Annotated in this window: 24 protein-coding genes; 19 read left to right on the top strand and 5 right to left on the bottom strand. The window is 46.7% G+C overall.

Annotated elements, in window-relative coordinates:
* The 19 genes from AB4Z29_RS13440 (at position 1) to AB4Z29_RS13350 (ending at position 13,533) form a co-directional block, all read left to right on the top strand.
* Positions 1–465 carry a phage tail tube protein gene (locus tag AB4Z29_RS13440; protein WP_441943563.1) on the top strand — a complete coding sequence of 155 codons (465 nt, stop codon included), beginning with the start codon at positions 1–3 and terminating at the stop codon, positions 463–465.
* Positions 466–498: 33 nt separating this feature from the next.
* Positions 499–921, top strand: a complete 423-nt coding sequence (locus AB4Z29_RS13435; RefSeq protein WP_441943562.1) for a phage tail assembly chaperone — start codon at positions 499–501, stop codon at positions 919–921.
* A 229-nt stretch (positions 922–1,150) separates the two neighbouring features.
* On the top strand, positions 1,151–3,364 hold the full coding sequence (locus tag AB4Z29_RS13430) for a hypothetical protein (RefSeq protein WP_441943561.1): 2,214 nt from the start codon (positions 1,151–1,153) through the stop codon (positions 3,362–3,364).
* The gene (locus AB4Z29_RS13425; protein WP_441943560.1) at positions 3,361–4,029 is read left to right on the top strand and encodes a LysM peptidoglycan-binding domain-containing protein; all 669 of its coding nucleotides are present in this window, start codon (positions 3,361–3,363) and stop codon (positions 4,027–4,029) included. Before AB4Z29_RS13430 ends, AB4Z29_RS13425 begins: the two co-directional genes overlap by 4 nt.
* 1 nt (position 4,030) lies before the next feature.
* The gene (locus AB4Z29_RS13420; protein WP_441943559.1) at positions 4,031–4,999 is read left to right on the top strand and encodes an XkdQ/YqbQ family protein; all 969 of its coding nucleotides are present in this window, start codon (positions 4,031–4,033) and stop codon (positions 4,997–4,999) included.
* A complete protein-coding gene (locus tag AB4Z29_RS13415) occupies positions 4,999–5,301 on the top strand; it encodes a DUF2577 domain-containing protein (protein WP_441943558.1) in 303 nt (100 codons plus the stop codon). The genes AB4Z29_RS13420 and AB4Z29_RS13415 overlap by 1 nt, the downstream gene beginning before the upstream one ends.
* Entirely contained in the window at positions 5,298–5,699 is a 402-nt protein-coding gene (locus AB4Z29_RS13410) for a DUF2634 domain-containing protein (RefSeq protein ID WP_441943557.1), read from the top strand. The genes AB4Z29_RS13415 and AB4Z29_RS13410 overlap by 4 nt, the downstream gene beginning before the upstream one ends.
* Positions 5,692–6,729 carry a baseplate J/gp47 family protein gene (locus AB4Z29_RS13405; protein ID WP_441943556.1) on the top strand — a complete coding sequence of 346 codons (1,038 nt, stop codon included), beginning with the start codon at positions 5,692–5,694 and terminating at the stop codon, positions 6,727–6,729. The genes AB4Z29_RS13410 and AB4Z29_RS13405 overlap by 8 nt, the downstream gene beginning before the upstream one ends.
* A 3-nt stretch (positions 6,730–6,732) precedes the next feature.
* The gene (locus AB4Z29_RS13400; RefSeq protein ID WP_441943555.1) at positions 6,733–7,134 is read left to right on the top strand and encodes a phosphoglucomutase; all 402 of its coding nucleotides are present in this window, start codon (positions 6,733–6,735) and stop codon (positions 7,132–7,134) included.
* 11 nt (positions 7,135–7,145) lie between these two features.
* On the top strand, positions 7,146–8,168 hold the full coding sequence (locus AB4Z29_RS13395) for a DUF2793 domain-containing protein (protein ID WP_441943554.1): 1,023 nt from the start codon (positions 7,146–7,148) through the stop codon (positions 8,166–8,168).
* 12 nt (positions 8,169–8,180) lie between these two features.
* The gene (locus AB4Z29_RS13390) at positions 8,181–8,678 is read left to right on the top strand and encodes a tail fiber protein (protein ID WP_441943553.1); all 498 of its coding nucleotides are present in this window, start codon (positions 8,181–8,183) and stop codon (positions 8,676–8,678) included.
* 3 nt (positions 8,679–8,681) lie between these two features.
* Positions 8,682–9,299, top strand: coding sequence for a putative phage tail protein (locus AB4Z29_RS13385; protein ID WP_441943552.1), 618 nt, complete (start codon positions 8,682–8,684; stop codon positions 9,297–9,299).
* Between the two features lie 4 nt (positions 9,300–9,303).
* Positions 9,304–10,881, top strand: coding sequence for a pyocin knob domain-containing protein (locus AB4Z29_RS13380; RefSeq protein WP_441943551.1), 1,578 nt, complete (start codon positions 9,304–9,306; stop codon positions 10,879–10,881).
* A gap of 11 nt (positions 10,882–10,892) precedes the next feature.
* The gene (locus AB4Z29_RS13375; protein ID WP_441943550.1) at positions 10,893–11,423 is read left to right on the top strand and encodes a hypothetical protein; all 531 of its coding nucleotides are present in this window, start codon (positions 10,893–10,895) and stop codon (positions 11,421–11,423) included.
* Complete coding sequence (locus AB4Z29_RS13370; RefSeq protein WP_441943549.1) at positions 11,424–11,537, top strand: CD1375 family protein; 114 nt, start codon at positions 11,424–11,426, stop codon at positions 11,535–11,537. It abuts the gene before it with no gap.
* A gap of 128 nt (positions 11,538–11,665) precedes the next feature.
* The gene (locus AB4Z29_RS13365; protein WP_441943548.1) at positions 11,666–12,151 is read left to right on the top strand and encodes a phage holin family protein; all 486 of its coding nucleotides are present in this window, start codon (positions 11,666–11,668) and stop codon (positions 12,149–12,151) included.
* On the top strand, positions 12,138–12,836 hold the full coding sequence (locus tag AB4Z29_RS13360) for a peptidoglycan recognition protein family protein (protein WP_441943547.1): 699 nt from the start codon (positions 12,138–12,140) through the stop codon (positions 12,834–12,836). The genes AB4Z29_RS13365 and AB4Z29_RS13360 overlap by 14 nt, the downstream gene beginning before the upstream one ends.
* Before the next feature lie 97 nt (positions 12,837–12,933).
* Entirely contained in the window at positions 12,934–13,092 is a 159-nt protein-coding gene (locus tag AB4Z29_RS13355) for a hypothetical protein (protein ID WP_183562566.1), read from the top strand.
* Positions 13,093–13,365: 273 nt separating this feature from the next.
* Positions 13,366–13,533 carry a hypothetical protein gene (locus tag AB4Z29_RS13350; protein ID WP_376769666.1) on the top strand — a complete coding sequence of 56 codons (168 nt, stop codon included), beginning with the start codon at positions 13,366–13,368 and terminating at the stop codon, positions 13,531–13,533.
* A gap of 107 nt (positions 13,534–13,640) precedes the next feature.
* On the opposite strand, the gene AB4Z29_RS13345 is transcribed toward AB4Z29_RS13350, so the two are convergent.
* From AB4Z29_RS13345 to AB4Z29_RS13325, 5 genes are all read right to left on the bottom strand, one after another.
* A complete protein-coding gene (locus AB4Z29_RS13345) occupies positions 13,641–14,102 on the bottom strand; it encodes a RidA family protein (protein ID WP_441943546.1) in 462 nt (153 codons plus the stop codon).
* Positions 14,103–14,458: 356 nt separating this feature from the next.
* Positions 14,459–15,592 carry an alanine racemase gene (locus tag AB4Z29_RS13340; RefSeq protein ID WP_441943545.1) on the bottom strand — a complete coding sequence of 378 codons (1,134 nt, stop codon included), beginning with the start codon at positions 15,590–15,592 and terminating at the stop codon, positions 14,459–14,461.
* On the bottom strand, positions 15,589–16,248 hold the full coding sequence (locus tag AB4Z29_RS13335) for a helix-turn-helix transcriptional regulator (RefSeq protein WP_441943544.1): 660 nt from the start codon (positions 16,246–16,248) through the stop codon (positions 15,589–15,591). Before AB4Z29_RS13335 ends, AB4Z29_RS13340 begins: the two co-directional genes overlap by 4 nt.
* Positions 16,249–16,707: 459 nt before the next feature.
* The gene (locus AB4Z29_RS13330; RefSeq protein WP_441943543.1) at positions 16,708–17,637 is read right to left on the bottom strand and encodes an IS3 family transposase; all 930 of its coding nucleotides are present in this window, start codon (positions 17,635–17,637) and stop codon (positions 16,708–16,710) included.
* Positions 17,610–17,945: helix-turn-helix domain-containing protein (locus tag AB4Z29_RS13325; RefSeq protein ID WP_441943542.1), on the bottom strand; the 336-nt coding region annotated here is incomplete at its 5' end. The genes AB4Z29_RS13330 and AB4Z29_RS13325, both read right to left, overlap by 28 nt.

The following is a 17,945-nucleotide window of genomic DNA, read 5'->3' as shown; positions in this document are numbered from 1 at the left end:
ATGGCATTTTTGAACGCAGGAGATACGATTTCAGGCCGCGAAGGACGGGCTTTCACGGTCATTAACAACTCGCAGGAAGAAATGTTTTACGTGAAGACGCTGGAGGCAAGCATCGAGAAGCAGAAGGCAGAAATCAAAACGCTCGGTCACAGGGGCATGCAGCACAAAGCAACGGGCTGGTCGGGAACGGGCACGATGACCATCTATTATGTAACCTCGAAATTCCGCCAAATGATGCTTGATTATGTGAAAACAGGCGTCGATGCTTATTTTGACATTGTTATCATGAATGAGGATTCAGCATCCGCTACAGGGAAACAAACCGTTGTGCTGAACAAGGTCAACTTGAACAAGGTCATTATCGGCAAGCTGGATACCGAGAGCGAAGCGCTTGAGGAAGAAATCGAGTTTACCTTTGAAGGCGTGGATATTCAAGACCACTTTACGGCACTTAAACTGGGTTAATTTACTATAGATTCGAAATGGAGGCAATAAGCAATGAGTGATTTAAGTGTATTTTTCGCGCAAAATGCGGCAGTCGAATCGACACAGCCGTTTATCGTATCCGATCGGTTCAAGGATGCCGAAGGACAAGCCGTAGCCTGGGAGCTGCGCAGCATGACGGAAGCCGAGAACGAGGAGTGCCGGAAGTCCTCTACACGCAAGGTAAAGGGGAAAAACGGTGCTTTTGTTCCCGAGACGAACACGGATGAATACCTCGCTAAGCTCGTCGTGAGCAGCATTCAGTTTCCCAATCTAAAGGATGCGGATTTGCAGAAATCGTATGGCGTGCTAGGTGCCGAGAACCTTTTGCGCAAAATGCTGCTGCCAGGCGAATATGCCTCGCTCGTTCAGCGCGTCCAGGAAATTAACGGCTTCAATCAAAGCCTGAACGATTTGGCCGATGAAGTAAAAAACTAATTAAAGAGGGCGATGGGGAAGCGAACTATGCTTACTACGCCCTCCATGAACTTCGTATTCTGCCGCATGTGCTGATGGGCATGACCCGGCGTGAAAAAGCGGCAATCTATGCGATGATCGATGTTCGCATCGAGAACGAGAAGAAGCAGCGTGCCAAGGCAAAACGAAAATAAGGACGGGCAGCGCTCTCTTAAGGGAGCGCTCTTGCCCGTGTGTAGGGGGTGGAAGGATGGCAAGTAATTCCCCAGCCGTTATTGATGGTGAAGGTGCTAGAACGAGCGGTTCTGCTGAAGCCTTTTATCGGTTTATGATCTTATTAAATAACAGCTTTATTGAAGCGACCAAGCAAGGCAAAAAGCTGGTAGAGGCTTTTGAAAAAATGAGTGTAGAAGCTAACCATTTGGATGTTGAGCTAACGAAAGCAACAACATCGATGAATGCTTTTACAGAATCGGTTAAAAAATTTAGTGAAGCTGCAACACCTCCTCCTGCTCCTCCCGCGCCAGCAGATCCTGCTGACCCAGAATCAAATGATTCTGAAGACACGGGTGGAAGAAGGGGAAGACAAGGTTTTCTGGGTAATCTTGAAGATGGCTTGGGCGCCGCTGCGAACGGGGTCGAGCTAATTATTGCCCTTAGAACGCTGTTGCAAGATAACAATGCAGCTCCGCTAGCTCCAGAAGAAGCGTCACCTGTACCCGAAGCGCTCGTTAATGCGGCTCAGCAAGGAGCAGACATGTGGCATTCTGCTATTTTAGGCGCTGGCGAGAAGATTAAGCAAATGATAACGTTGGCCATAACAGGGGCATTGGAGGAACATCAATCTAAAGCGTTACTCTTTGCGCGAGCCGGAGGGGCTGAGGTTGGTGAGCCTCTCTATCAGAATATTAGAGGAAACGCGGTAAGAAACGGCGTGGACGTGAACGAAGGGATAAAAACGGCTTTGTCCCTCATGCCTGCTGTACAGAATACAGATCAACTTAATCGTATGACGAATATGGCCATGGAACTCTCTTCCTTAAGTCCTAGCGGAGGAAGCTCTGAGGATGCGGCAGATGCGATAAAATCGGCCATGGAAGGCGACTACTCTGGTTTAATGGATTCTTTCCAAATTAACGAAGATGCGTTCAAAGGTGTTGGCTTTGAAGAAGCAATGGATATGGACGGCTTTCTCAATGCGTTGGATGCGATGAGGGAAAAAGCGAATTTAGGGGCAGAAGCGCTAGAAACGGTCGGCGCCAGCCCAGCTAATCAGATCGCAAATTTGCAAAATATGATTAAATCTGGCTTTGCGGATGCAGGAATGGGTGCGGTTGCAGCGATGTCGCCACTGCTTGAGAAGTTAAATGAGCTCGTTGCAGGTGAGAAATTCCAAGCCTTTTTCACGTTATTTGGAGAAGGTCTGACATTCGTAGCTAGTATGCTTGCTGAAGTAGGAGAGGGAGCTCTTTGGGTGTTCAGCCAGTTTTTAAATAATTGGCCGCTTATTGCTTCTATTCTAATGATGGCAGGCGCTGTATTTCTTCCAACGATAATCACTGCATTATGGGCAATGGTCGCGCCTGTCTTAACCCAAGTTGGCGCATGGCTGCTGCTCTTATGGCCAATCTTGCTCGTTATTGCAATTATTGGATCTTTAGTTGGGTTGTTTCTATATTTCGGAGGAACCGTGGAACAGGTTGTAGGTTTTGTTTCAGGATTGTTTGCCGGACTCTTCGCAGCACTGCAAAATAGCTTCGCTTTACTATGGAACATTATTTTGTCCGTTGCGGAATTTCTGGTTAACATTTTTATTGATCCGGTTTATGCCATTCAAAAGTTATTTTATGACCTTGTTAAAAATGCTGTTGGCTACTTTGGGAATATGATTGACACTTTTATAGACGGTCTGAATTGGGTACTCGAAAAAGTAAATAAAATAACGGGTACCGAATTTGACGTGATTGGAAAGTTTGATACGAGCCAAATCGATCAGTTTGCACCAAAGAGTGAGAAGAATGTTGTGGATTTCTCAAAATATAAAATGGCACAGACTAATTTAGGCGATGCTTTCAGCAAAGGGAGTGATTTTGGAACAGGGCTTATGGACAGAGTTGGAAGTTTTAAAGATAGCATGAACTTTGATCTAAACAAAGAATCTGGTTTTGTTAATGCCGACGAGCCAGCAGGTAGCGGTTTTGGCGGGGCAGCCCCAAACATTAACCGAGTAGAGGAAGTCGGATCGATCAACGAAACCGTTGATATTTCCAGCGAGGATTTGAAGACGATGCGGGAGCTGGCCGAGACGAAAAGTATTCAGAATTTTGTATCCCTGCAGCCTACGGTCAGCGTACAAACCGGCGATATCAACAACGGCTACGATATCGATACCATCATTGGACGGATTGAGCGCTCCCTCAATGAAGAGATCGCCTCGTCTGCGGAAAGGACGTACAGTGTATGATTACGAGTCGAAATCACGATCATAGCATCTGGCTGAGCTATGGCAATCAGCAGCAAAATGTACAGCTTCCCGTCAATCCGCCGGAAATCAAGATAGGCGATGCCGCGGGCGGCAAAGCGTACGAAGTATCCGGACTAGGCGAAATCAATGTAATCCAAGGTCATAAGCTAACTAGCATTTCGTTTGATAGTTTTTTTCCTGCAGAGTCGTATCCGTTCATTGTTAGCAAAACGTGGGTGGATCCCGTCTTTTATATTACCGTTATTAAGGATTGGTTGGATCGAAAGCAGCCGATTCGCTTTATTTATACGGGTGAAACCTTCGATATTAACTTGCCTATGAGCATAGAGAAATTCGAATGGAAGGAAGTCGCTGGTTCTGGTGATATCGAGTATAGCATCTTACTAAAGGAGTATGCTTTCTATGGTGCTAGGCCCGTCATTGTCAAAAATGACAAAGCAAGCGTCAAGGCACAGCCCAGGCCTTCGGACAAAACGACACCGAAGACTTACAAATTGGTCGCTGGCGATTCCCTTATTAAAGTAGCTAGGCTAAAGCTAGGAAATGAGGGACGATGGAAAGAAATTCAGAAGTTGAACGGCATCAAGGATTCGCAGCTGAGGCAGCTGCCGATTGGTATGCTGCTCAAGCTGCCGGGGGGATAAGATGCTGGAAATATTGATTGATAACCGAAATGGAAAGGTTTGGAATATCACCAGCTTAGTACCGTCCCTCACATACAAGACGAAACGGATCGGGACGGCATCGAGCCTGGATTTGGCGTTTATTAAAGGCAGCTTGTTCCAAAGCGCTTTGTTTGAAGTGAACAACGGTGATATCATCACGCTTCGCAAGGATGGATTGGCTGTTTTTTATGGCTACATCTTCGAGATTAATTCTGGCAGGGACGAGAGTGTGTCCATCAAAGCCTATGATCAGCTTCGGTATTTGCTTACGAATGATACTTATGTCTTGAAGGATGTGACCGCTTCGCAAATCGTGAAGCAAATTGCAGATGATTATGAATTGAAGACGGGGCTGCTTGCCGATACAGTTTATAAAATTCCGTCGATGATTGAGGATAATCAGAAGCTGCTGGATATCATTTGCAAAGCCCTTGATTTGACGTTAATCCATAAAGGCGGAAATTTTATGCTAATAGATGATTTCGGCAAGCTTTCCGTTCGGAATATCCAGGACATGAAGGTGGATTTTGTCATCGGTAATTATAGTCTTCTATATGATTATGGGCTAAAGCGTTCGATTGACGGAGAAACGTATAACAAAATTAAGATGTATCAGGACAATAAGGTAACAGGGAAGCGAGATATTCACATCATACAAGACAGTGCGAATATCGCGAAGTGGGGACGTTTGCAATTATATAAGCAGGCAGATGAGAAAATGAATGAAGCACAGATTAGAGAGCAGCTTAGCCAGCTCATGACTTTGAAAAACCGTGAGAGCCGCAGCATCAGCATTGATGCGATTGGTGATCTGCGGGTGAGGGCGGGAAGCTATGTACCAATCATTATTGAAGAGCTGGATATCAATCAGTATTTTCTCGTAGATGAGTGTACGCATAAATTCGACGCGGATATACACACGATGAAACTGGAATTGAGGGTGATTTAATGGCATTGCTGGATACAATTAAAAAGGCAGGTGCAGCGGCTCATGCCGCCGGCAATCCGATGGCTGTGATGGTCGGAAAAGTAACGAAAACAAATCCTCTGGAGGTAAACGTGGATCAACGTTTTACCTTGTCGGAGGATTTTTTAATTGTACCGGAAAGCCTTACGAGGTTTGAAGCGACGTTGTCTTCTTCGGAGAGGCTGGTGATAAGGAACGGTCTTGAAGCTGGTGATACCGTGCTCATGCTCCGGGTGCAAGGCGGGCAGCAATTTGTGGTGCTGGACAAGGTGGTTAAGCCATGATTCCCCAAGGGGCAAGACTGACGGATGCTATGGAGAATGAGCGCGTCGAGACAAGCGTGACTTATAAGTTGGATTGGATGAACAATCGGATTGTTGGCATGACCGACAGCCTAGATGCGGTAAAACAAGCGGTGTTTAAAATTTTGCAAACGGAACGCTATGATTTTTTTATTTATAGCTCGGATTACGGAGCTGAGCTTCAGGGGCTGATTGGCGAGGCTCCGTCTTTTGTCCGCTCCGAGATGGAGCGGAGAATTCGGGAGGCTGTCATGCAGGATGAACGCGTGAGCGGCGTGACTGATTTTCAGTTCGAAGTCATTGAGGACTTCGCAAGCATTCGTTTTACTGTTATCTCAGAATTCGGAAGTTTTGGAGAGGAGGTCACAGAGCGTGTATGAACAGATGACTTTTAGTCACTTGCTGCAACAAATGCTAGATCGGGTGACAGGGGATGTAGACAAGCGGGAGGGGAGCATTATTTATGATGCGCTTGCTCCTGCAGCAGCAGCATTGTCGGAGCTTTACGCCCAGCTCGATGTAAGCATGAATCTTGCATTTGCAGATACCTCGAGCGGAGAGTTTCTGAGCAGGAGAACCGCTGATTTCGGCATCGTCAGACAATCGGCTACGCGTGCGAAGCGGCTGGGGAAATTTTATGGAGCGGGCGGAGCGGCTATCGACGTGCCTATCGGCAGCCGCTATTCGCTGAATATGGTCAATTTTATTGTAAGAGAAAGAGTAAGCGCCGGTTCATTCGTGCTCGAAAGCGAGCTTGAAGGAGCAGTGGGGAATCAACAATTCGGTGATATGCTCCCGATCGATTATATCAGTTCACTTGCTCGTGCGGTGCTTTCAGAAGTGCTGGTACCCGGCGAAGATGAAGAATTGGATGAACAGCTGCGATCCAGATTTTTGGCGGAGGTGCAAAAGCCGGGAACAAGCGGCAATGTGTCCGACTATATGAAGTGGACCACGTCGGTTGCAGGCGTTGGCGGAGCACGTGTAATGCCGCTTTGGGACGGACCTGGTACGGTAAAGGTCGTTATCGTAAATGCAGACAAGCAGCCTGCGAGCGAAGTGCTTCAGCAAGCAGTGCTTGCCTATTTAAACGAACAAAGGCCAATTGGCGCGGAGGTTTCGGTCATTTCTGCTTCTAGCGTACCTATTCATATTAAAGCGCAGGTAACAATTGCCACAGGATATACAATCCAACAGATCAACGAGGCATTCACGAGTGCGGTGCGCGCTTATTTAGAAGAAACGGCCTTCCAAATCAACTACGTTAGCATCGCGAAGCTTGGAACTCTACTTCTTGATATTCCTGGCGTTATTGATTATGACGGGCTTCTGCTAAATGGCGGAGGTGCCAATGTTGGTCTGGATATTGATGAGGTGCCTGTTGCGGGGCTAGTGGAACTGGAGGTGTAGGTTGTGCCATATCCTGCAGAGCTGGATATTTTTAAGGAGAAGCTGAACAAGAAGGCTGACGAACAACTGTATGTGATTGAAGAAGAAATCGCTGTAATAAACGGGGTGTTCGAGGGCGAGCTTGCCCATGACGATATCCGAGTAGACAGCATTCAAATCTATACAAAAGCAGGCTTAAACGGTGAAAAGGTATCCAATTATTTTCTATCCTCTCCGATTGAAACGCCTTGGAAGCTTCAGGTGAAGCTTTTCTCGCAAGCGGACGTTGTGTTCGTAACTTATGAGACGCCAGGCGACAGGGTGGAAGCAGGGGATATTAACGATTTGCAGAAAAGCATCATGGCTATTCAGGTAGAGATAGAGAGATACAAATCGATTGGCAGCATTGATGGTGGCACATTTTAAGGGAGGTCCGTATGGCACAGACGATTCAGATGAAGCGCGGCACAAAGGCACAATTAGCTGCGTACGGTGTGTTATTGCCAGGAGAAATGGGATTTTGTACGGATACAAAGGAAGTTTATATCGGTGATGGAACAGCGAATAGCTTTGTAGGGCGGGCATTATCTGGCACAGAGGTGGCTAGACCAGCTGCCGCAATGCAAGGAAGACTTTATTACGTCAGTAGCGGCACTAATGTTGGCTACTTGTATTTCGATGATGGAGCAAATTGGAAAAGAGTCAATGCTCAGAAATTAACTGATTTATCAGGGACATTTGATGATATCACTGATGGAGCTTTATATGCAAAGGTAGTCAAAGCTGATATTTCGTCAGGTCACATAAACAAAGTATCCGACGGCGTAAATGTGAAGACTGCGGCTGAAATTAAAACGCATCTGGATGATGTGACCAAGCACCGCCTGATTAACGATAATAGTATTTCGGCAACGGACTTGTGGTCAGCGCAAAAGATTCGAAATGAAATCGAACTCGCCAAGCACAATATTGAGCCTCAGGCATCGGTAAAGGATAAGGATTTAGTTGTTCCTCCAGCTGCACCTTTACCGTATGACCGTTATATTATTTCGGCAGGCGCAGCAGGCGCTTGGGCTTCCCATTTGAATAAAATCACGGAATGGAACGGAACAGCTTGGGATTTTTATACCCCGCAGGTCGGCTGGACCTGTTATGTGGACGATGAGCAAAAAGTATATAGCTGGAATGGAACGGCATGGGTCAGAACAGGCGGGGCGCTTCAGACAATTTCTGCCGGCAGTGGGCTAGTAGGTGGAGGACAGGCAGATACGGTTACTCTCAGCGTTGGAGCGGGGAACGGTATAACTGTCGCTGCGGGAGCGGTGAATGCAATGGCAGGCAAAGGCATTTTGGTCAATGCGACTGGCATTGAGGCTAACGTAGATAGCGTGAGCATTGTATATGATTCGGCTGCAGGAAATAGCTTGAGGGTTGCCGTTATTGATGGCGGTACGTTTTAGGGAGGTGTATAAATGCCAAGAAAAGTGCTCATTCAATTGCGTCGGGGTGCCGAAGCAAGCATTGGTATGTTAGAGACCGGCGAGCTCGGTTATTGCACAGACTCCCAAAAACTGTACATCGGGACAGCGGGCGGAAATATTCTGCTTGCCGCCGCTCAGCAGGCGACAGGCGATATGCTCAAAAGTATTTATGACACGAGCAATAATGGGAAAGTAGACTCAGCGGAAGCGGCCGACTCGGTGCCGTGGGCGGGAGTAAGCGGTAAGCCGACAAGCTTTGTTCCATCAGCGCATGTACATGCTGCCTCCGAGTTGACATCGGGGACGATAGCAATAGCCCGGCTTCCTACGGCTTCGACCAGTGGAGTAGGTGTTGTTCAGTTGAACAATGCCATAAACAGCACTAGTGCGGTTCAAGCAGCAACGGCGAATGCAGTGAAGCTTGTTTATGATTTGGCAAACGGGAAATTGAGTCCAGGCGTGACTTGGAACCAATTGAAGGGGGTGTAGGTTTTGTCATATGGATTAATGTTATATAGCGTTCAAACATACGGTGAGGAAAATGTCGGTGGAGAGGACACTGCACCTGCCGAAATCGATTTAATGAGCTATTTGCCCTCCTATTATCAGCAGTTTCTGGAGATGCTCTTAATTCAAAAATGCTTGGGTGAGGAGATTGGAAAGCATTCAGAACGGCAAGAGGATGTTTTGAATCAATATTTTGTTCAATCGGCAACATGGGGATTAGCACGATGGGAAAAAACGATCGGCTTGTCCAGTGACTCTTCTTTGCCGTATGCCCGTCGACGCGAGAGCGTGATCGCCAAATTACGTGGCGCTGGAACGACTACGAAAGTCAAAGTTATTCAAACTGCTATGGCTTTTTCAGGCGGTGAAGTGAACGTTGTGGAATATCCTGCGGAAAGCCGGTTTGAGGTTGTATTTGTAGGAACAAAGGGTATTCCCCCAAACATGTCAGGGTTTATTCAAATGCTGGAGGATATTAAACCGGCTCATTTGGCTTATAGCTTGAAATACACCTATTCGGTATGGAACCAGATAAAAGAATTATCGTGGAATCTAGCCAAAAGCAAGACGTGGAGCGAACTAAGAGTTTACGAGGGAGTGTGACCATATGCTAACGACTGGGAATTTAGGATTGAAAAAGCCGGAAGGCACAGATGTTGTCGATATTATGGATTTTAACGCTAACGCAGATATTTTAGATAATGCAGTTGCCGGTAAGGTGGATAAGGAAGCTGGGAAGCAGTTATCAACGAATGATTTTACTACGGCAGAGAAAACAAAGCTTGCCGGGGTGGCTGCGGGTGCTAATGCTTATGTGCACCCATCTTCACATCCGGCAAGCATCATTGTGCAAGACGCGAGTAACCGCTTTGTTACGGATTCGGAGAAAGCGGCTTGGAGTGCCAAAGCAAATACGGCAGCAGCCACAACTTCAACAGCAGGGCTGCAATCCGCTGCGGATAAAACCAAGCTGGATGGGATTGCGACGGGAGCTAATAACTATATACATCCTTCGTCGCATGCTGCATCTATGATTACAATCGCTGATACAGGAAATTTGATTGCGGGAACAAATGTAGAGACGGCGCTGCAAGAGATTGCAGGGAGTGTGTTTATCAAGGTTCTTGCCGCCGGATTTAATATGAATACCTTATCAGTTACGGGGCGCTATTACGCCTATGCATCTGCTACTAATATTCCATCAGTTGATATATATTATATTGATCATTTTCAATCAATTGATGCTGGATTTGCTTCGCAACAGGCATATAACCTTATTAATAACAGGGTATATACACGTCGTAACTATAACGGTACATGGACTTCCTGGTCTCAAATAAGTAATGAAACAATCAGTCTTGGTAACCAGCCTAATTTAAATAATGTTGTAAATAGTGGAGAATTTTATGGATTCGACGTTCAAGCTGGCCCAATAGCTAACTCTTCTGGATATTTAAAAGTAACGCAGCATCCTAATGACAGTTCCTATTTGAACCAAACATATAAAGATGTAGCCACAAGTTCTACTTGGTCAAGGGCGCGGGTTAACAACGTATGGCAGCCTTGGCTGCAAATAAGCAGCGAAATGGTTAATTTGGGAGAAGGTATAGATTTTAATAATATTATTAAAGACGGTTGGTTTCATGTAGGATCTACAACGAATGGGCCAATAGCAGGAGGGTATTTCTTCTTACAGGTTTCAAGATTCCCAACTCAAGCCTACACAGTGCAAAATGCTTATGCTACAGAAAACAACAGAGTATGGACTCGTAGGCAAGTTTCAGGAACATGGACAGTATGGTCACCTCTACATACACCTTATGTGTATCCTGCATCAGATACTATTTATTATTCAGGTGATGGAACACCGCGATTTTCCGGCAATGAAATTTCTTTTAGAGCTCCAATAAAGGGACGTTATAGAATTTCGGCAGATGTTGCGCTACATGGTAATGGTGGCTCACTTGGTCGATTGTTGGTGTATGCTTATATCGATAGTCAGTGGGTGACTATCGGAAATATTGTCGGTGGCGGAAATAACTTTGTGTATTCTCGTATCACACATGATATGAATGTCGAAGTTGCTGAATTTGGTAGTATTCGTGTTGGAGTTGGGAATGGTTCAGACTATCAAGCTTCCATTAAAAATCTTTATATTCAAGGTTTGGTAAACGCTCAATTCTAAGAGGGGGGGACATGTATATGATTCGAAAATATAGTGGGTACTATGTAGATGTTGAACAAAGTGTAATTGATGAGTACATTGCAAGTATTAATATTAGCTATGAAGTGGTGGATAGCCCCATGTCATATATACTTACAATCGGTAATACTGTTATAGAACAGGATACCGATGAGATGGGTAACCCTCTTAATAAAAATAATATTCAAACTGCTATCAATTCATTGCAAATACGTATCCTAGATGAAAAAGTATACGATCGCTTTGGTCACACGGATGAGGAAGCTAGAATTGCTTTACTTCCAAAAACAAGTTTACAGCTAAGAATTGAGCAGCTAGAGTCTGAGAGCACATCAAGTACGATCGCGATAGCAGAAGTTTATGATGAGGCAACGCAGCAAAATGCAATACGTGAGCAGGAGGTTGTCTACACAATGCTAGGACTTGCAGAAGCCTATGAACTTATTTTAGAACAACAGGAGTTAATTTCAAATCTAATAAACCGCATTGATGCGATTGAGACATTACAGGGAGGTGGTAATTAGATGGCTACGGTTTACGCTAACCTTATTCGAAAAGGACTTAAGACTATTAACGATGTGCCAGCAAATATAAAGATAGATGTGATAGCTCTTCTTACAAAGGACGGCAAAGATTAGGCGCATGCAAAACAGCAGTTTTTTGGCATTTCTTAGATGAATTGTTAGCTAGCGATTAGCTTTTATTTAAAGACCCTGTCACTCGGCAGGGTTTTTATATTTTCATCTATAAAAAAGGAGGTTTACCTTTGTTTAAGCAGATTTTTGAATTTGAAATATCGCCAGGAAAGACTTTAGCCGCGGGATTAGGAGCTGCTGCTGCTCCATGGATTGATCTGATCTATGGGGAGGGGAGACTTATACCGATTACCTTGCTTTTAGCTGCAATCTTAATGGACTGGATCACCGGCATCGCAGCGTCGTTAAGAGACGAAACCTACAGCTCCGAGTATGGGCGTCACGGCATTCTGCGAACCGTATTTTTACTCGCGTTTCCATTTCTAGCAAACTTGTTGGATATGATGCTAGGAACGCCCGGGCTTTTGTTTTATGCGATTACACTAGGTTTGGTTTATCATATCTGGCAGTCGCTTACGGCCAATGCCTACCGGGCCGGCTGGGAGAAATGGATTCCAGATATGGTCATCAAGCATATAGAAAGCGAATTAAAGGCTAAGGTTGAACGTGCAATTCAGCGGGGAGCGGATGATGAAGGGGGGAATGGAAATCGGTAACTACCAGATGGATCATATACCGAAAAGCACTTCGTTTAACCGCCGCCCAGGCTTATTCATGCTTCCCCAATCGATTACCATCCACAACACAGGAAACCCGGCTAGCACAGCAAAAAATGAAAGGGCGTGGCTCACCAATCTTTCCAATACCCGGACTGCATCCTATCATATCGTTGTGGACGAGCACGAGGCTATTGAATGTCTCCCGCTTAATGAACATGCTTGGCATGCCGGTGACGGGAGCGGGATGACAAGCGGTAACCGTACGTCAATCGGCATCGAGCTGTGTGAGAGTGGCAATTACGAGAAAACGTTAAGCAATGCGGTTGAACTCGTCGCGAAGCTGCTTAAACAGTACGGCTGGGGCACGGAGCGACTTTTCCGCCATTATGATTGGAGCGGGAAGACTTGCCCGCGATTGATGTACGATAGCGGCAAGTGGACAGGATGGTTTGCTTTTAAAAATAAGATTTCGGAGCGTATACAAATGCAAAATGGCAATAGTGACAGTAAAACGGATCTGGTACTCTCAAGCAGCGAGCACAGAGTTCTGGTTGATACGTTGACTCGTTTCACGAATCAAAAGCTGATTCAAGACGTAAAGTGGAAGGAGAAAGCAGAACAAGGCGAGCTAACGCTTTCGGAGCTTGCATGGTTGAATACGATCCTCCTATCGCGAAAATGATGCTCATTAGGCATCTGCTCATTTCCTCCAAAAGCCCATACGCTTTTGTCCTGAAAACATAGGATACTGTGTAAGTTAACAAAAAGGAGATGGCCAAATGAGCTATGGAGTAGCAGGAGCAAATGTAGGTCCAGGACACTGCGCACCTTACCCGGTTGCAGGCGTAGGCAACAACTGCGGCGGTGGGTTCTCGAACATTGGATTTATCCTCGTTCTGTTTATCCTACTTGTCATAATTTCTCGTTCTTGGTTGTAATCAACACACCTTCATTGCAACAATAATCCTCTAAAAAACGTTATTCCACGATCTGAAAGCATAAATAACCGCCCCAAGCGCATGAGTGCTTGGGGCGGTTATAGTGTTGCCTCATCGACCTCGACCAACCGAATTCGTCAGGCAGCGTTAATTGATCCCGAAAGGGTGTGGGCGGGAATGGAAAATGAGCAAGAGCACATTTTGTTCAATCGCCTATACGTTTTCCTCCGAAAATCATAGGATACTGTACCTTAACAAAAAGGAGATGAACAAATGAGCTATGGAGTAGCAGGTGCAAACGTAGGTCCAGGACATTGTGGCCCCGTTTACCCGGTTGCAGGCGCAAATTGCGGTCCTGCAGTTGGCGGAGCATTCTCAAGTCTGGGAGTTATTCTGGTCCTCTTCATTCTGCTTGTCATTATTTCCCGCGCTTGGTGCTAGGAATAAAAGCTTACTTGTAAATCGGCATGATGGTGTTTCCACTAATTGAAATAGCATAAATGCCCCCAAGTGCCTGAGCCTTGGGGGTTTTGCTTGCTGGCAGCTATTTAGCGAACCTCAGCGATAAGCTCGATCTCAACCGGCGTATGGAACGGAAGATCGCTAGTTCCGATTGCAGAGCGGGCGTGGCAGCCATTTTCACCGAATACTTCAATGAGCAGATCGGAGGCGCCGTTCAGTACATAAGGCTGATCGCCGAAGCCGGGAGCGCTGTTGATGAAGCCGAGAATTTTAACGATCTTGACGACGCGGTCGAGGTCGCCAAGATGGGTTTTCATTGCTGCAAGCAAGTTGATGACAACCTGACGTGCCGCTTCCTGGCCTTGTTCAATGGTGAGATCGGAACCAATTTTACCCTCGTACATAAGCACGCCGTCAATCCGGCAATCAAAGCCCGAGGTATAGATGAGATTGCCAGTCTGGTTAACTGGGATATAAGAAAATTTAGGTTTAGTCGTTTCTGGCAGGACGATGCCAAGCTCGGTTAGACGTTTCTCGATAATAGACATAATGAAAACAGCTCCTTATAGTTTGAATAGTTTAAATGTAGATGGTTGACTTCACCGCGGACAGGGGTTGATAGCTTGCCGTCATGCACTCACATTCATACTGCGAAGCAGGGCGATTCTCGAAGCCCGTTACCGCGATACGCAGCATGCCGTGCACGACATAGGTGGCGATGTGCTCGGACGGATTTGATCACCAGACCAATTCCATATATTAGCCAACGTTTCCCAAGTCCGCACCCAGCTCGTGCTGCCGAGAGCATTTAGAATAAAGCATTTAGAATAAAGCATTTAGAATAAAGCATTTAGAATAAAGCATTTAGAAAATGATCGAGCATGCCATATCCGCCTCCTTTGTGTTATTCGAGCATGCCGCGTGCCGCTACGGTTGCTTTGTGCAGCTGTCCGGATGCTTCCTCGATGTAAACAAAGCTGTGCAAATTAACCGTGCTGCAGATATGGTTTGGAATGATTCGAATGACGTCGCCAACCTGATAGCCGGACTCTGGCGATATCCGTATCATGCCATGCTCTTCGTTCATCCGCTCCAGCACGGCGCTCGAATCGCCGACAATGTGCCCGAAGCCCTTCAGATACAATGGGGCATTGCCTGGCTGCACATCAGTGGCGAAGGTTTTGCTACCGCCGTCGATGACGATCAGGTCGTCCGCGGGACGGCTCACAACAGTGGCAAGTACAGTTGCTGCGCATTGCTCCAGCGTACTAACGCCGAATGCGGCCTGCATTCGGTCTTGATAGATATAGGTGCCGGGCCGAACCTCCGTTACGCCTTCGATCTCTGCTGCAAATACGGCTGTCGGCGAGGAGCCGACGCTCACATCTTGGATAGGGATGCCGGCCGTCCGAATGGCAGAGGCAGCCGCCGCCATCAATCGGCCTTCCTCGTGTCCGGCTCCTTGGACATCGAGCGTTGAAGAGCCGTTTAGCAAAGCTCCTCGATAAGTGAAGATTCCGCTTAGCTTTACGCCTGGAAGCTCCGAAATCTGCTTGGCCGCAGTCACGGCTTTCCCTATGGCGACTCCCGTCCGCTGCAAGCCAGTATCCAGCTCAAGTCTTACCTCGAGCTCAGTGCCTTCCCGCACGGCAGTCTCGGAAATACGCCGCGCACCTTCAAGGCTGTCTACTCCGATAACGAGGCGTACGCCGGACTTGCTTAGCGCAGCCGCACGCTCCAGCTTGGAGAGGGCAATTAGCGGGTAAGCGACGAATATATCACGGATTCCGGCGCTCGCCATAACCTCAGCCTCGGAAATTTTGGCAACGGTAACGCCTACGGCACCTGCGGATAGCTGCCGCGCGGCCATTTCCGGCAACTTATGGGTTTTGGCATGCGGCCGCAGCTTTACGCCGCGGTTCGCTACAGCCTCCGCCATTCTTGCAACGTTGGCATCAACAATTGCACGGTTGATGATGACGCAAGGTGTTTCCACCTCGCGCCCATTGAACAAAGGGATATCCAGCAGCTTGCTCATTCGAACGCTCCCTCTTCGTTTTCAGCGACTTTGGATTCCTCCAAATAGCTATACAACGTAAACTTGGAAATGCTTAAATAGCTGCAAATCTTCTCGCCGGACTTCTTGATGAGGAAAGCTCCTTTTTGGTCGAGCAGCTGGATGATTTTGATTTTGTCATCTTTGGCCATCGCTGCCGGAGGTTTGCCGACCGTCTCCTGCGCTTCCTGGATGAGCGTATCGAGTAGATCGTTCACATTGCTTACGAACGATTCGCGTATCGGCTGGAGGCCGCTTGCCGTAAGAGATTGCAGCGTTTTCTCGGCCACCATCAGATCGGTGATGTCGAAATTGATGCACAGCGCGCCGATGATCGTGCCGGCATTGTTTTTTACATACATGGAGGTGGAGCGGAGAATCCGCCCGTCCTTCGTTTGCGTTACGTAATTATTGCGGTTGTCGCCTTCCGACGTTCCACGCATGATTTCCAGACCGAGATTCGTACCGGGATCCCCAACCTTGCGCCTTGTGACATGTCCGTTCTCGATCGCGACGATCGTGCTGTCAACGGGCTTCGACCAGTCATGCACGACAACCTCGCAGTTGTCGCCGAACTGGGCGGTTATGCCTTTGGCCATCTCTGTGAAAAATTGCATTTCTTGCGATATCGATTCCACCTTGGGATCACTCTCCACTTTTCCTTACAGTCTTATTGCACACATGGTACTATGGCTCGTTTGAAAAATCAAACAAAAAATCTGTTGTCCTAAAAAAAAGTTTGATGGTGTTTGTGAACTTTTGGAGCGATGAGACATCAAGAGAGGGTGAAGAAGGCATGTGCAGAATCAGCAACTCGTACCTATACGACTTTAATTTTTTTCTATACGGCTCTCGAGCTTTCCATTGCGATATCCGTGTGAGTCGCGTATATGAACACCTTTCCCAAAGAAATTGAAGAAACGGCGGTGATTGACGGCTCCGGCTATGGGGGGATTTTCCTGCGTATGATGCTGCCTTTGTCCTGCCTTTGCCAATTTCGCACTCCTCAGAGCACGGCTGTMAGAATACTACGTACCTCCCTACCGGTCCAACCCCCTAATATTGGACACTGGGCGACTAAAGTGTGTGTTCTCTTATTAAACCGCCAGTTTGAAAGGAGTTACTTCGTTTTTCGCTAACTTCTCCAGAAATTCAACGGGTGAGTAGTCATACAAGCTCGAATGAATGCGACGCTCGTTGTAAAACGAAACAAAACGATCGACTTCAGCGAATGCTTCTTCAAAGCTCATAAAGATATTTCGTCGGAAGCACTCACGCTCCAATATGCTGTGGTAGGATTCCACGTAGGCGTTCTTATTTGGTGTTTTATTCGGCGTACGTTCGTGAACAATTCCATTAGACTCACAGAAGTCGCCAAACGCATGGCTAACGAATTGTGGGCCATTATCGGTCCGAATAGTCAGGGGTTGCTCCTGCCCCAGGATGTCTCGCTTAAACAATGCTTTTTGTAAGGTGTGAAGAATATCTTTCGTGTCACATGCCTTGCCTCGATGGCAACCTACGAGATGACGATCATAGACATCTATAATATTCGCGGTATAAAAGTGCCGCTGTAAGCCAGCTACGTACCCATACTTGATGTCCAGCTGCCAGAGCTGGTTAGGCCCTGTAATCACCATATTATTCGCTAGGCGGCGAGGATGAGCGGCTGCTGGCTTCACTCGTTTGCCTAAAATCTGCATCTCTTTGCAAAGGCGGTACACCTTTTTCTTATTGATGCGAAGTTTGTACTTCCGACGTAAACAAGTGGTGATTTTACGGTAAYCATACGCCGATTCTTCACCTTCCAGGAGTTTCTCTATATAGCGCTTAATCTGATGATCCTTTACTTTTTTGCCCTCAAAAGTAAGCGAATACTTGGGCACAGGACGTCCGCGCTTATGGTTGCCCTTCTGAGACTTAGGTGTTTTCTCTTGATAGTAATACGTAGAACGAGGCAGGCAGCATATCCTGAGAATGGTTCGAACTTTGTAGCCTTTTAAGATCCATTCTCTGGCCACTTCCATTGGAGGTTTGGATGTTTTTTTTTAACCAAGTCACGAAGGACAGCGATCTCCAGTTCCTTCTCACCTATGAGCTTCGTCGCCTGTTCATATTTATCTTTCCAATCTTCTGTCGTCTGAGGATTGCTTAGGTTTTCTAGCTTTTTCTTTTTATTCATTGCAGGCTCCACCTCGTCTCGATATTGTTTCATCCATTTGTATAACGAGTAAGGGGATATCCCGTGCTTTCGGGCTGTTAAAGCCATATTCCCCCGCTCAAGTGCTTCTTCTACGACCTGTATTCTAAGTTCGTCAAACTTGCTGTGCTGTAC

It is taken from the genome of Paenibacillus sp. 2TAB23 (assembly GCF_052115165.1).
Lineage (GTDB): Bacteria > Bacillota > Bacilli > Paenibacillales > Paenibacillaceae > Pristimantibacillus.
The sequence above is the reverse complement of the archived record's forward strand: the minus strand, read 5'-3'. Positions and strand labels throughout refer to the sequence as shown.